We start from the raw sequence: 14,350 nt of genomic DNA, 5'->3' as shown, positions 1-14,350 counted from the left end.
CATACACGTATATGTTATAATCATATTATCTTAGGTTTAGCGTTTTTTCTACGACAATATTCCTTATTTTTTATCATTATTGTACTTTTTAGACAAAACGAAAGAGGATGTATTTATGGTCAATGATCCTATTACAAAAATCATGCAGGATGCGTCCGAAGTTGTCCGCTACGACGAGGTCGGCATTCCGCTTTATATCCAGGAAGGACTCCTTTCCGCCTACCCGGACCGCCGGGCACTCTGCCACTGGCACGAAGATATTGAGTGGCTGTATGTCCGCTCCGGTCAGATAAACTACTATATTAACGGAAAACGTGTCCTCTTAAAAGAAGGCGAAGCCATCATGGTCAATTCCCGCCAGATGCACTACGGGTACTCCGAAAGCGGGCAGGACTGTGATTTCATCTGCATTCTGTGCCATCCGAAAATTTTTACAACGAACAGTGTCCTGTACCAGTCGTACATCACACCGGTTCTGTCAAATCCGTCGCTGGAATATCTTCACTTAAAGCCAGATCATCCGGAGGATACCGAAGCGCTGCAGCTTCTGCCTGAAATTCTCCGCATCAAAAAGGAGCATCCGGCGGCCTATGAAATGGAAGCTGCCGCACTTCTGTCACTTTTATGGTGCCGTCTTCTGCGCAGCCATCCGATGATGCCAGACGAAGCGGCCGCAAAACCGCAGGAGCCAGACCTTCTCATGCAGCGCGATATGGTTTCCTATATTTACAACCACTACAGCGAATCCATCAACCTCGACGAGATTGCCGCCGCGGGAAAAGTCTGCCGGAACAAATGCTGCCAGATTTTCCGCCGTTATCTGAACCAGAGCCCGATTGATTTTCTGAATCACTACCGGCTCGAGGTGAGCTGTCATCTTTTAAACACCACAAAGCTGTCGATCGCGGAAATCTGTACGGCATGCGGGTTTAATCACCAGAGCTATTATTCCAAGATTTTCCTGCGCACCTACAACTGCACACCACGGGATTTCCGGAAGCGGGCAGAGGAGAAAAAGACAGCGGAACCTTCCGAAGAAATTTAATTTTTCTATTTCACGCTTTTTTGTTAAAAAAGACAGGAATTTTGCTAGACATTTTTCCCATCTCTGTTATAATAAAGTTACCAAGGTGTTGCGCTAAACCTCACTAAAACATCATATTTTTTAATTTCATTTTATAAGGAGGATGACATGATTAAAAAATTTGTCTACGGAACCCCATTTGAGACCGAAGCTGTTGTAAAAGAGATCCCGGCTTCCGAAGGAAACCCGGATTACGGTACCTTCTCCACCGAGAACGGCTTCTCCTTCACCACCAAACTTGCTGACGATGACATGGTATTCGGACTTGGTGAAGCCAACCGCGGTATCAACAAACGCGGCTTTCTTTACATCAGTGACTGCGCCGATGATCCGAATCACGTAGAGAGCAAAACCTCTCTGTATGCAGCACACAACTTCATCATCATCTCCGGCAAGACACACGCAGGATTCTTCTTCGATTATCCGGGCACCCTGCGTTTCGATATCGGCTACACCACTTCCGATACGATGACCGTTTCCTGCGAAAACGCCGATCTCTACGTTTACATGATCACCGGTGATTCCGATCTTGATATCGTAAAACAGTTCCGCGGCATCATCGGACGCAGCTACATTGCTCCGAAGTTTGCTTTCGGTTACGGCCAGAGCCGCTGGGGCTACAAAACAGAGGATGATTTCCGCACGGTAGTAAAAAAATACCGCGAAAACCATGTGCCGCTCGATATGGTTTACATGGATATTGACTACATGCAGGATTACAAGGATTTCACCGTAAATGAAGAACGTTTCCCGGATTTCGAGGGATTTGTACAGGATATGAAAAAAGAAAAGATCCATCTCGTTCCGATCATCGATGCCGGTGTGAAAGTCGAAAAGGGTTATGACATTTACGAAGAAGGCTGTGAAAAAGGCTACTTCTGCCGCCGTGAGGATGGATCCTACTTCGAAGCTACTGTATGGCCGGGCTGGACTCATTTCCCGGATGTCTTAAATGCAGATGCCAGAAAATGGTTTGGCGACAAATACGATGTTCTCGTTTCCAGGGGAATCGATGCCTTCTGGAATGACATGAACGAGCCATCCATCTTCTATTCCCAGGAAGGCCTTGCTGATTTCAGGGAGACTGCAAAGAAATACGCAGAAGGTGACCCGGAGGTTCCGCACTACATGGTAGGTGGAAAACTCCAGGCACTTGCAAATAACCATGAGGACTATAAACGCTTCTATCACAACGTAAACGGCGAACAGGTCCGCCACGACAAGGTACACAATCTGTTCGGCTACAACATGACCCGTTCTGCCGGTGAAGCTTTTGAACGAATTTCCCCGGATAAGCGAATCCTGATGTTCTCCCGTTCTTCCTACATCGGCATGCACCGTTACGGCGGAATCTGGACCGGAGACAACTGCTCGTGGTGGTCACACATCCTGCTGAACCTGAAGATGATGCCGTCCCTCAACATGTGCGGTTTCCTCTATACCGGAGCTGACCTCGGCGGATTCGGTGCAAATACCACAAGAGACCTGCTGCTCCGCTGGCTGGCACTTGGTGTTTTCACTCCTCTGATGAGAAACCATGCCGCACTCGGAACACGCGAGCAGGAACCTTACCAGTTTGAGCATATCGAGGACTTCCGCAATGTCATCGGTGTCCGCTACCGCCTTGTTCCGTATCTGTACAGCGAGTACATGAAGGCTGCTTTAAACGATGATATGTACTTTAAACCGCTTGCCTTCGTTTACCCGGATGACAAGCTGGCAAGAAATACAGAAGATCAGTTGATGATCGGTAATGAGATCATGATCGCACCGGTTTATACCCAGAATGCGATTGGCCGCTACGTATACCTGCCGGAAGAGATGATCTTCGTAAAATTCCTCGGCGACGGAACGATCCATCAGGAAGTTCTGGAAAAAGGCATCCACTATGTAGAAGTTGCCCTGAACGAGGTTCCGCTCTTCATCCGCAAAGGCTGCGCAATCCCGGTTGCCGATTTCGCAGAGTCCGTACCGGAAATCGACGAGAGCACAATCCAGATGATCGGATATGAAGGTGCTTCCTACGAGCGCTATACCGATGACGGAGTTTCCCGTATCTAATACAGAAAACAGTTTTTTCACGCAAAAAGGCGGGAACCCTCTATGTTTCTCCGGGTTCCCGCCTTTTTTCTTTTCGCTTTATTCTGTTTTCGGCAGCCGCACCTCTACGACGGCTCCGTAATTTTCATCCATATTGGAGCACGTAATGCTCGCCCGTTCCCCGTACATCAGTGCCAGACGGCGTTTGATATTGGAAATGCCGACATGGTGGCGGCCGTGATAGATAATCGGCGTGTCATGTTCGATCGCATCCAATGCTTCTTTTGAGAACCCGTTTCCGGTATCGGAAATACAGATGTAGAGATATTCACCGTCTTCATACGTTTCATTTGTCAGATACAGGGAAATCTCACTCTTCCGGTCCAGGGATACACCGTGTACCACGGAGTTTTCCACCAGTGTCTGCAGCAGAAGAGACGGAACCTTCCATTCTCCGATATCACCGTCCGTCGTCGCTTCAAAGGAAAAGGCTTCTTCCCCGTACCGCAGCTTCTGGATGCGGATATATGCCTCAATATGCTCCAGTTCTTCCTCTACATCTCGCTGTTTTTTGGAATCCTGAAAAATATAGCGCATATAATCCGACAGCACTGTTGTAATTTCCACAATCTCTCCCTCATTATTCTTATCTGCAATGCCATGAATCAGGCTCAGGCAGTTCAGGAAAAAATGTGGCTTGATCTGTTCCTGCGTATATTCCAGCTCTGCTTTCTGTTCGGCAAGCTCTTTTTCGTAAATCGCAATTTTCAATCCCTGTATTTTCCGCAGCAGTTCCTTAAATTTACCACTCACAGACTCCAGCTCTAACAGATTATTGCTTCCATCGTCATTCAGACTCTGCTCTTTTTCCAGCTCCTCCAGTTTTTGTCCGAATTTTTCCATCGGTTCCAGAATCCGGTGGTAATATGCTGTAATTTCCAATGCGCAGACAAGCAGAAGAACCGCGATCAGGACGACGAATGCAATTTGCATAATCAGGACATTCTCAAGAATACCGCCTCCCGGCAGAACCATGAGGTTGATCTTTCCGACCGTGCCAAGCTGGTAGGAATAGACCGTCGCATTTTTCTCCTTTTTCTTTCCCGCTTTGGAAAAATCGATAATCTCATTCTTATATTTTTCCGATGTATCTGCCTGCGTCATGACACGACCTCTGGCATCTACCATAAACGGAATGACATCATACTCCTCTGTTTTGGCGCGGATGGTCCGGAAAATCAGATTCAGATTAATGACACAGCCGATGACTTTTTTGTTTTTCGCGTACCAGCCGACAATATAGTCGTCGTCGCCAAACGTAATCACAGTCCATTGTGTGCTGATCGAATCCTTTGATGTCATAATCTGCAGATAGGACATCAGCATCTGATTCAGTGTTGTCATTCCCTTACTCTCGGTAAACATAGTTCCGCTGTCCGTAATCAGAACATTGGCTTTCTGACCGTAGACGAAGAAGGTCTGTACCTCATGGTAACGGATTTTCAGCACACGGTTTCGCTCCCGCAGCGTCTGCTCCATTTCATAATACTGAGCATCTGTCGATGTTATCTGATCCGGGATTTCTTTGATGTTGCTGTCAGAATCCAGCAGATAGATCAGTTCACTGTTGATCTGCGACATATCACGGTTGATCTGATCGACATAGAGCTTTGCCGTATCGGCAATATATTTATCTGCCAGCTTGCGGTTTTCCCAAACGCCCCAGAGCAGGCAGACAACAAGCCCCATCAGAACCAGAAAAACCGGAGTTCCAAGCCGCAGGGACGTATCCTTCAAACTGCGTATTCGAACGCTGCGCAGCATCCTTCGTTTTCCTTTCTGCCAGAGATTCATAAGCGCATCCACCCCTCCTTTTTTTCTGTCTGCAGAGCGACTGCCGGATGCCGCACCTTACCTCGCAGCTCCGGCAGTCCTTTTACACTCACGGAATGTATTTGCAGCTATGTTCTTTGTAACACAGCCCATTATACCATATTTTCCGGCTTTGTCCATGCAGAGTCCGTGTTTCATATGGTGAGAACAGGATTCTCTGTTCCCGCTCGCCTGGTACCGGTGAACGGGAACATTTTCTTATTCCGAGAAAATATTCAGCAGATGTTCGGTATCTGCTCCTTCCTTTACGAATACCGGAATAGTATCCATCGGAGCAGCAACCGTTACATGCTGTCCTCCCTCATACTTCTCTCCGGTCCATGCGTTAAACCATGCCGTTCCGGCCGGAAGATAAACCTCGCGCTCCGTTACGTGATCCTCCATCACAGGTGCAACATAGAGATCCGGTCCGAACAAATAAGCGTCCTCCACATTCCAGCTTTCCGGATCTGTCGGGAAATCATAGAAAACAGGACGCATCACCGGGGTTCCGTCCTCATGTGCTTTCTTCATCTGTACCCGGATATAATCTCTCAGTCGCTCACGCAGGAAAATATATTTCTTTGAAATCTCATATGCCTCATCGCTAAAGCTCCAGATCTCATTGTCACTGCCGGATCCGATCTGTTCTGCACCGTAGCCCTCCTGTGGGTTGCGGTTTCCGTGCAGACGCATGACAGGGCAGAAGCATCCGTACTCAAACCAGCGGATGTACAGACGATGGAAATCCGGGTCATCGGTTCTGGCACCGTGGAAACCGCCGATATCGGTGGTCCACCACGGAATACCGGCAATCGCCATGTTAAGACCTGCCTGTACCTGGCGCCGGAAGCACTCGAAGGTACTTACAATATCGCCTGACCATACGAGTGCACCATATTTCGCGCTGCCTGCCCAGGCAGAACGGATCAGGCTGATCGGCATGGTATCGCCTTCTGCCGTCATGCCGTCATAGAACGCTTTCAGATAATATTTCGGATAAATATTTCCGACCTCCTGTACGCTTCCGAGCTGATAACGGTAGTTCTTGAAATCATAAACGCTGTATTCCGGCTCTGCCACGTCCAGCCAGAAGAGTCTGGCACCCTGATCGTAATAATTTTTCTTGATCTTCTCCCAGACATATGTTCTTGCATCCGGGTTAGTCGCATCGAAGAAAACTTCATTTCCACCACAGAGCATCGTCAGCGGTACACCATGCTCCGTGCGAACCAGATAGCCCTTCTCTTTCATCTCCTCGAAGTTTTCGGAATAAATGTCAACGGTCGGCCATACCGACACAACAACCTGAATTCCCATCTCCTTTAATTCGCGGCACATGCCCGGCACATCCGGCCAGTATTTCGGATCAAATTTGAACTCGCCCTGCTTTGTCCAGTGGAAGAAATCGACGACAATCACATCAAGCGGTACGCCAAGCTCTTTGTATTTTCTTGCTACAGACAAAAGCTGTTCCTGATTCCAGTAGCGGAGCTTACACTGCCAGAAGCCCATGCCATATTCCGGCATCATCGGCGGTTTTCCGGTCAGCGTCATATAATTCTCCTCGATCTTTGCAGGCGTATCACCTGCAATCACAAGATAATCGATTTCTTTCCCGGATTCCGTTACCCATTCCGTTCCATTATTAGCAAACATCACCTGGCCGACACCCGGGTTGTTCCATAAGAAGCCGTAGCCGATACTGGAAAGATAGAACGGAACACTGACCTGAGAGTTTCTCTGCGCCAGCTCCAGCATGCAGCCCTTCAGATCCAGCTCATGCTGCTGATACTGTCCCATTCCGAAGATTTTCTCGCCTTTTCTTGCCACAAAACGCGCCACAATACGGAAATTATCCCCGACACCGTTGCTGTACTCGCGTCCCATGATGTTGAGCGGCATGCTTTCCTCGTCGCGCAGGCGGCGGAAATGCTCCTTTAACAGAACTCTTCCATCCTCATGATAGAACGTAATGACGCTGCCGGAATCGATCACCGCATGAAGCTTTCCGTTTGTGATTTTTCCGTAGGAAATATCCGTTCCCTCGTACATATTGGCAAAGGCTCCGCCTTTTGCTGATGGATCCTCAAAGATTTCAACCTCTCCTGCATGCGCGTCCTTTGCTTCCAGTGCCCAGTCACGGCCGGTAAAGCTTCGATTTTTTGTCGCACGCACACGCAGTGCATCTTTCCCCCACGCTTCGATGCAGACGGTCTCGCCATCGTAAGAATAAATTAACTTCCCCTCTTTTTCCAAAAACATGTAAAAATCCTCCTTTTGTCAAAAACGGCAGGTCATTTCTGGCCTGCCGTTTCTCCTGCTGTTTTGCACTTCAAACATTGACCCGCCGGATCAACGCCTGATGCTTACAGGTAATGTTATTTTCTGTTTATTCTCCCAGATTTTCTTTGTATGCATTGTAAGCATCTGTCTGAATCTGGAGGAACTCGTCAATGCCCATAGCTTTGAGCTGATCGATGTAGGAATCCCACTCATCATCGATGCCGCCGTCTACTACCCAGTGAGCATACTGTGCTTCTACATATTTGTAGATATCGGTTCCGATTGCAGTGATTCTGGAAAGGTCTTCGTCTGTATACTGAACCATCGGGAATCCGCAGTTTTTCTCAGTATCAACATATTTCTCGTTGATTGCATCGTCTGCCAGTTTGATACCATCACCCTGATCTTCCGGAAGAGAAACTTTGTCATAGAAATCCTCGTTCATGTATTTTGGTCCGAAGTCACGTAAGGAGTTGGACCATGCGGAAGTATCCAGAGAAGATCCATCGCTTGGAACATCTACATTGTAGGTTCCGTCGCCATTGTCTGTGATCTGGCTTCCGATCGTACCATAGAAGGTCTGTAACGATGCAAGATCGGTGTAAAATTCATCCGCCCATTTCAGCAGGGTGTCAGGATCTTTACAGTCTTTGGAGATCATGAGCTCACGGTCGGAGATATCAAGGTAATTGGTTGCTGCTTCTACATAGTGGTTTCCATCGTAGCCTTCTACTGCCTCAAGGGTCTTAAACTGATTTACGTTCGGGCCAGCCTCAGCATCTGCAGTCCATCCAAAGATAAGACCTACCTGAGAACCTCCATCTGCCTGCTGTTTTGCTGTCTTCATGGAGCCATCCTGTGTGAAGTACTCAGGGTCAACAACACCCTCTTCCCATAACTGACGCATCCATTTTACTGCTTCTTTGTAATTTTCTTCCATCGGCATGAAGACCGGTTTTCCTTCGCCATTCAGTCCCATGTAGTTTCCGTCACGGCTTACCATGGTTCCGAACGGGGAAAGAATGTGGCGCAGATCACCGCTTAACACTCCGCTGCCTGCTGAATTTGTGATACCGATTTCGTTGGTCGGATCCCCATCACCATCAGCATCTTCTGTTGCAAATTTAACCAGAACCTCTTCCAGCTCTTTATAGGTCTTCGGTGTTTCCAGTCCTAAGTTATCCAGCCATTCCTGGTTGATGCACATAACATCGCCGCAAACCTTCGGACGAAGCGGAAGCTTCTTCGGTAAGCTGTAGATTCTGCCGTCACGGCTGGTGCAGACTGCTTTCAGTTCCGGATCAGCCTCAAAGGCTGCTTTCAGGTTCGGCATATCTTTTTCGATCAGATCTGTCAGATCCAGGAATGCCGATTTGTTCTGTGCCATATCTGCCTGTGTTAAGCAGATGGATCCAAGGAATGCATCCGGGAGGTCTCCGGAAGCCAGCAGCAGAGATTTCTGCTCGGACCAGTCACTGTTGTAATAAATCTGCCAGTCGATGTTGATATTCATCTTGTCCTCGATTTCCTTCATAACTCCTTCATGCAGGAAATCGGTCGGCCAGGTATCGGTCCATCTTACCGTTGCAATTTTGTAGGTTGGGCGGTCACTGGTATCTGCTGTATCACCTGCAGAAGATTCTGTCTTGGCAGAACTTGTGGCAGTGCTTCCACTCTTACTTTCCGATCCTCCATTACTTCCGCATCCTGCAAGCAGTCCGGCTGCCATTGCGGCCGAAAGAGCAACGCTCCAGGCCATTTTCGTTTTCTTTCTCATCATCATCATCTCTCCTTTATGATTTTTTTATTTGCAATACTTCTCTCCTGTCCGCAGGATCAGCCTTTCAGTGATCCGAGCATAACACCCTGATTGAAGTATTTCTGCACTAACGGGTACATACACATGATCGGCGCGGAGGAAACCACGATGATCGCGTATTTGATAAGGTCGGCCATCTGCTTTGCCTCAACGGCTGCAGCGCCGGTACTCATGGCACTCATGGTCTGATTGCCGACCAGAATGCTTCGAAGGACAATCTGCAGCGGCTGCAGACTTTCGCTTCGGATATAAATCAATGCATTAAAGTAGGAGTTCCACTGTCCTACTGCTGCCCACAGGGCAATAACAGCGATAACGGCTTTGGAAAGCGGAAGCACAATCTTGAAGAAGAATCCAAGGTATCCACATCCATCCAGCTGCGCCGCCTCCCAGAGATCCTCCGGGATACTGTTGTTGAAGAACGTTCGTCCTACGATGATGTAATACGTTACAACGGAGAACGGAACAACCATAACCCAGAAGGTATCCAGCAGATGAAATCTCTGTACTGCCAGGTAGGTCGGGATCAGACCACCGGTGAAGAACATCGGGATCAGATAAAATGCCGTGAAGAATTTTCTTCCATATAAATGCTTTCTGGAAAGCGCGTAGGAAGCCGGAATATTGACAACAATTGTCACAAGTGTTCCCATAATTACGTAAGCAATCGTGTTACGGTAGCCGGTCCACAGCTTTGCGTAGCTCGCCAGCTGTTTGTAGCCTTTGAAGTTAAGTCCTTTTGGAAGGAACATAATCTGTCCGTTGGATACGGCTGCCGGATCACTGAACGATGCAATGATGATGAAGTACATCGGATACAGGGTGATGATGATCAGAAGCACGCCGATCGTATACAGGATGATATCGAAAACCCAGTCTTCTCTGGATTTCTTTACTTTATTTGTTGATACTGCTTTTGCTTTACTCATATCTTTGCTCTCCATTCCTATGTAGGCTCAAAATTCTGTCAGATCAGCGAGGTATCACTCATTTTACTGGAAATGAAGTTGACTGCCAGAAGAAGAACCAGGTTGATAATGTTGTTGAACAGGCCAATTGCAGCGGAAAGGCTGTACTGGCTGCTCACAAGACCCATCTTATACACATAGGTGGAAATGATCTCACTTGAAGTACTGTTCAGTGTATTCTGCAGCAGGTAAACCTTCTCAAATCCAATGCTCATAACGCTTCCCATTCTCATGATAAACATGATGGTTGCCGTCGGCAGCAGAGCCGGAACGTCGATGTGGATCATTTTGTGCCATTTGTTGGCACCGTCCATTGTTGCCGCTTCATACAGGGTCGGGTCTACAGAGGAAAGTGTTGCGATATAGAGGATACTGTCCCATCCTACATGCTGCCATGCCTCAGACCATACATAAATGTGTGGGAATGCTTTTGCACTTCCCATCAGGTTCGGGAGCTTGAATCCAAGCAGTCCGACCAGCTTTGCGATAATACCTGTACTCGGGGAGAGGAACAGGATCAGCATTCCGGCCATAACAACGGTAGAGATGAAGTGCGGCAGGTAGGTTGATACCTGGAAGAACTTTTTAAATTTCTGTGCCTTCATCTGGTTAACCAGCAGTCCCATGATAACCGGAAGCGGGAATGTTACCGCGATGGTGTAAAGACTGATGATGATTGTATTTTTGATGGTCAGACCAAACTGATAGGAGTTAAAGTACTGTTTGAAGTATTTCAGTCCAGCCCAGCTGCTTCCCATAATTCCATCCGCAGGTGTAAAGTTTTTAAATGCAATCACAATTCCGTACATCGGATAGTACGTAAACAGTGCAAAAATGATAATGGAGGGAAGCATCAGCAAATATAATGGCCTGCTTCTTCTCACTCCCTCTACAAATCCTATGGAGCTTTTCTTTTTGGTTTTACTATGGTTGGCGCTCACATATCATCCCTTCTTTCCTTTAGATTTTTTGTAACGGTTCAGATCTCCATCGCGATTTTTCTTTCATTTCGCATGGCTCTGAAACAGTTACCATTTTTCTTTTTCATGCTCTCGTTTCAACCGATGAACATATTATACAAAAATCAGGGGTGTATTTCTATCATTTTCCGGCAGTCTGTATGTTAAAAAAGAGATGTTTTTTTCACATCTCTTTTTTAAGTAAAACGTTTTTTTGTTATTGACATCGTTTTTTTGTTATTTTTGCCTGCTCCGGTACTCATTTGGCGTACATCCGACCAGCTCCCGGAATGTTTTGCTGAAATAAGAAAAATTTCCATAGCCGACTTCCATCGCAATTTTGCTAATTGGAAGCGATGAACTGCGCAAATACTCCTTTGCCCGCTCAATACGCCGCTCAGCAATATAATTCGGAAGCGACATTCCCGTTGTTTTCATAAAAATTTTGGAAACGTAGTCCTCTGAGAGAAACACTTTTCCTGCAAGCACGGATCTTGAAAGATCCTCGTTCAGATTCTGTTCGATATAGTCCTTTAGCTGCTCCACCACATTGTCACTGCGGGATTCGTTCTTTTTCTGACCTTCCAGCACATCAAACAGATAATCGATAAACGCATGGGCACCTACCACAGAGAGAACCGCCTCTCTCCGTTTCGTTTCATACTCTTCACTGTCAAAAACCTGTCCGAAAACGATATTGCTCTCTTTTAAATAAACATATATATTCTGTATCATTTCTTCAAAAAAACGGCTCGTGAAATCTTTTCGCAGACCGCCGCTTTTCTCACGCTTTTTCAGATATTCCTGCATTTTTTCCCGCACAGCCGCAAGGGAATCGGATCGCTCCATCTCAGCCAGATACGTTTTCCACGGCACTTCCTGGTAATCACGCTCTACGAAGGACCAGCGTGTCTCATACAGAATCCCTGTTTCATCCGGCACTGCATACTGTTCCATCTCTTCAAGCTGATCGCGGCTCTTTGAAATCTCATCCAGTACCGCCGGCTTTCCCATGTACATGCAGAATCTTGCCGGAAACGCACCCGCCAGACAAGTGCGCAGTCCTGCCAGTTCCTCCTGCGTTCCCATCGCACTTCCGTGATTTCGCAACACAACTGCCCATTCCAGATCGCTGACATGTACCACGGTTTCCAGTTTCATTTCTGTTGTTTCCACATATTCCGTCAGAACATTTGTAATCACAAAATTATATAAACTGATCTCTTTTTTATAATGTTCCTTATCCGGAATTTCCAATACCCGCAGCAGAATCAGACGGAAGGTCTCATCCGGAGTACAATATCCTCTCTTTTTTGCCCTTTCAATCCAATACTCCTCCTGCAGACACTGAACCAGAAGATCCTCCCAGAGCTGCTTTTCCTTCTCCCCTGTGCGCTCCTGTTTCTTCTGCTTCTGCTGTTTTTCCTGCACAATCCCGACAATTCTGCGCAGCGCTGTTTCCAGATCCGCATTGGAAATCGGTTTTAACAGATATTCCCTTGATGACAGCTTCAGCGCCATCTGCGCATACGCGAAATTTGCATAGCTGCTCAGGAAGGTACATTCGATATCCAGCTTTTTGTACCGGATCCATTCCAAAAGCTCCAGCCCGTTTCCCTGCGGCATATCAATATCACACAGCAACATTTCAATCGGATACTCTTCCAGCAGCTTCTGCGCCTGGCGGATGTTGTTTGCCGTAAATACCATATCAATTCCAATTCCGCTCCAGTTGACCGTTTCTTCCAGTTTTTCCACCAGAAGCTTATCATCATCTACAATCAGAATACTAATTCCCATAGGTAAGCCCCCAATATATTTTTCTTCTTTTTTTCTGGAAAAAGCCAGCTGACAGACTCTTATTTTTCTGTCAGCTGGCCTGTTTAAAAAACATTATAACCTGTTTATTCTTTTCCGTCAAAGCAATAGGTACACATTTTGCATTTCGGCAGTCCGATCGACTCTACGAGATCGTCCAGACGGTGATACCGGAGGCTTGTGAAGTTCTGGCGGCGGCAGATTTCCTGGCACATGGATTCGTAGCGGTCGCTCTTCGGATCTGCGTACTCTTCCAGCGTCTTCTCTGCATTTTCCCCTTCTTTTTCCAGAATGATCCGTCTCGTGATCAGATCGAGTTCGGATTTGGAACGGGAGAAGTTCAGGAATTTACAACCATACAGAAGCGGCGGGCATGCCGGACGGACATGGACTTCTTTGGCACCGCTCTGATACAGGAACTCAGTCGTCTCGCGGAGCTGGGTACCGCGCACGATGGAATCGTCGATCAGAAGCAGCTTCTTCTGATCAATCAGCGCCTGCACCGGAATCAGCTTCATGCGGGCGATCAGATTTCTCTGCTCCTGATTCGTCGGCATAAAGGAACGCGGCCAGGTCGGGGTGTATTTGATGAACGGTCTTGCAAACGGAACCTTGGACTCATTCGCGTAACCGATCGCATGGGCAATACCGGAATCCGGCACACCTGCAATGAGATCCGGGTGGACATCGCTTCCCGCATCGCGCTTCGCCAGCATCGCTCCGCAGTGGTAACGCATCTCCTCGACGTTGATGCCCTCATACGACGCCGTCGGGTATCCATAGTAAACCCAGAGGAACGAACAGATCTTCATTTCTTCCTGCGGCGGCACAAGCATCTCGACGCTCTCCGGCGTAATAAAGTCGATCTCTCCTGGTCCCAATTCGTGGTAATCGGTGTAGCCCAGGTTCAGATACGCAAAGTTTTCAAACGATGCACAGTAGGCTCCCTCTTTTTTACCGATCACGAGCGGGGTGCGCCCCTTTTTATCACGCGCAGCGTAGATGCCGTCTTTCGTCAGAAGCAGCAGCGTCATGGAGCCGTCCACGACATCCTGCAGATGACGGATGCCCTCTGGAATCGTCTTCTCACTGCAGATCAGGGATGCGGCAAGCTCAGTCGCGTTGATCTGGCCGGTGCTCATCTCCTGGAAATGGGTGCGGCCGTTGCCGTAAACCTCTTTTAAGAGCTGATCCATGTTGTTGATCTTTCCAACAGTTGTGATCGCAAAGCTTCCAAGGTGCGACTGGATCAGAAGCGGCTGCGGCTCGTAGTCGGAGATACAGCCGATGCCGAGATTTCCTTCCATTTCTGCCACGTCGCGCTCGAATTTCGTACGGAACGGGGAATTTTCAATGTTGTGGATGGCGCGCGAAAAGCCATTTGCTCCATAAGTCGCCATACCGCCTCTTCTTGTGCCGAGATGCGAGTGATAGTCTACTCCGTAAAACAGTTCCAGTGTACAGTCTTTTCTTGATGCAACTCCAAAAAAGCCTCCCATTTCTT

At 47.7% G+C, this 14,350-nt stretch carries 9 protein-coding genes; 2 read left to right on the top strand and 7 right to left on the bottom strand.

Annotated features, from left to right (window positions below; translation table 11 throughout):
• Positions 1–115: 115 nt before the first annotated feature.
• Both ACY2VW_RS00615 and ACY2VW_RS00610 read left to right on the top strand, forming a co-directional pair.
• Positions 116–1,045, top strand: a complete 930-nt coding sequence (locus tag ACY2VW_RS00615) for a helix-turn-helix domain-containing protein (protein ID WP_461876643.1) — start codon at positions 116–118, stop codon at positions 1,043–1,045.
• Between the two features lie 147 nt (positions 1,046–1,192).
• Positions 1,193–3,145 carry a glycoside hydrolase family 31 protein gene (locus ACY2VW_RS00610; protein WP_461876642.1) on the top strand — a complete coding sequence of 651 codons (1,953 nt, stop codon included), beginning with the start codon at positions 1,193–1,195 and terminating at the stop codon, positions 3,143–3,145.
• Between the two features lie 78 nt (positions 3,146–3,223).
• Here ACY2VW_RS00610 and ACY2VW_RS00605 read toward each other — a convergent pair whose 3' ends face one another.
• The 7 genes from ACY2VW_RS00605 to ACY2VW_RS00575 form a co-directional block, all read right to left on the bottom strand.
• Entirely contained in the window at positions 3,224–4,978 is a 1,755-nt protein-coding gene (locus tag ACY2VW_RS00605) for a sensor histidine kinase (protein ID WP_461876641.1), read from the bottom strand.
• A 237-nt stretch (positions 4,979–5,215) separates the two neighbouring features.
• Positions 5,216–7,261, bottom strand: coding sequence for a glycoside hydrolase family 31 protein (locus tag ACY2VW_RS00600; protein ID WP_461876640.1), 2,046 nt, complete (start codon positions 7,259–7,261; stop codon positions 5,216–5,218).
• 127 nt (positions 7,262–7,388) lie between these two features.
• The gene (locus tag ACY2VW_RS00595) at positions 7,389–9,062 is read right to left on the bottom strand and encodes a type 2 periplasmic-binding domain-containing protein (RefSeq protein ID WP_461876639.1); all 1,674 of its coding nucleotides are present in this window, start codon (positions 9,060–9,062) and stop codon (positions 7,389–7,391) included.
• 56 nt (positions 9,063–9,118) lie between these two features.
• Positions 9,119–10,030, bottom strand: a complete 912-nt coding sequence (locus ACY2VW_RS00590; protein ID WP_461873478.1) for a carbohydrate ABC transporter permease — start codon at positions 10,028–10,030, stop codon at positions 9,119–9,121.
• A 38-nt stretch (positions 10,031–10,068) separates the two neighbouring features.
• Positions 10,069–10,923 (bottom strand): ABC transporter permease, encoded by an 855-nt coding sequence (locus ACY2VW_RS00585; RefSeq protein ID WP_461873507.1) that lies wholly within the window; start codon positions 10,921–10,923, stop codon positions 10,069–10,071.
• 342 nt (positions 10,924–11,265) lie between these two features.
• Entirely contained in the window at positions 11,266–12,828 is a 1,563-nt protein-coding gene (locus ACY2VW_RS00580) for a response regulator transcription factor (RefSeq protein WP_461876638.1), read from the bottom strand.
• 104 nt (positions 12,829–12,932) lie between these two features.
• Complete coding sequence (locus ACY2VW_RS00575; protein ID WP_461873476.1) at positions 12,933–14,345, bottom strand: amidophosphoribosyltransferase; 1,413 nt, start codon at positions 14,343–14,345, stop codon at positions 12,933–12,935.
• Positions 14,346–14,350 lie beyond the last annotated feature (5 nt).

The sequence above is a fragment of the Fusicatenibacter sp. genome, assembly GCF_977045365.1.
The sequence above is the reverse complement of the archived record's forward strand: the minus strand, read 5'-3'. Positions and strand labels throughout refer to the sequence as shown.

What these genes read in the sequence shown, in the direction of transcription:
- ACY2VW_RS00615 (WP_461876643.1), top strand. Translation starts at nt 116, where the DNA reads ATGGTCAATGATCCTATTACAAAAATCATGCAGGATGCGTCCGAAGTT.
- ACY2VW_RS00610 (WP_461876642.1), top strand. Translation starts at nt 1,193, where the DNA reads ATGATTAAAAAATTTGTCTACGGAACCCCATTTGAGACCGAAGCTGTT.
- ACY2VW_RS00605 (WP_461876641.1), bottom strand. Translation starts at nt 4,978, where the DNA reads ATGAATCTCTGGCAGAAAGGAAAACGAAGGATGCTGCGCAGCGTTCGA.
- ACY2VW_RS00600 (WP_461876640.1), bottom strand. Translation starts at nt 7,261, where the DNA reads ATGTTTTTGGAAAAAGAGGGGAAGTTAATTTATTCTTACGATGGCGAG.
- ACY2VW_RS00595 (WP_461876639.1), bottom strand. Translation starts at nt 9,062, where the DNA reads ATGATGAGAAAGAAAACGAAAATGGCCTGGAGCGTTGCTCTTTCGGCC.
- ACY2VW_RS00590 (WP_461873478.1), bottom strand. Translation starts at nt 10,030, where the DNA reads ATGAGTAAAGCAAAAGCAGTATCAACAAATAAAGTAAAGAAATCCAGA.
- ACY2VW_RS00585 (WP_461873507.1), bottom strand. Translation starts at nt 10,923, where the DNA reads ATGCTTCCCTCCATTATCATTTTTGCACTGTTTACGTACTATCCGATG.
- ACY2VW_RS00580 (WP_461876638.1), bottom strand. Translation starts at nt 12,828, where the DNA reads ATGGGAATTAGTATTCTGATTGTAGATGATGATAAGCTTCTGGTGGAA.
- ACY2VW_RS00575 (WP_461873476.1), bottom strand. Translation starts at nt 14,345, where the DNA reads ATGGGAGGCTTTTTTGGAGTTGCATCAAGAAAAGACTGTACACTGGAA.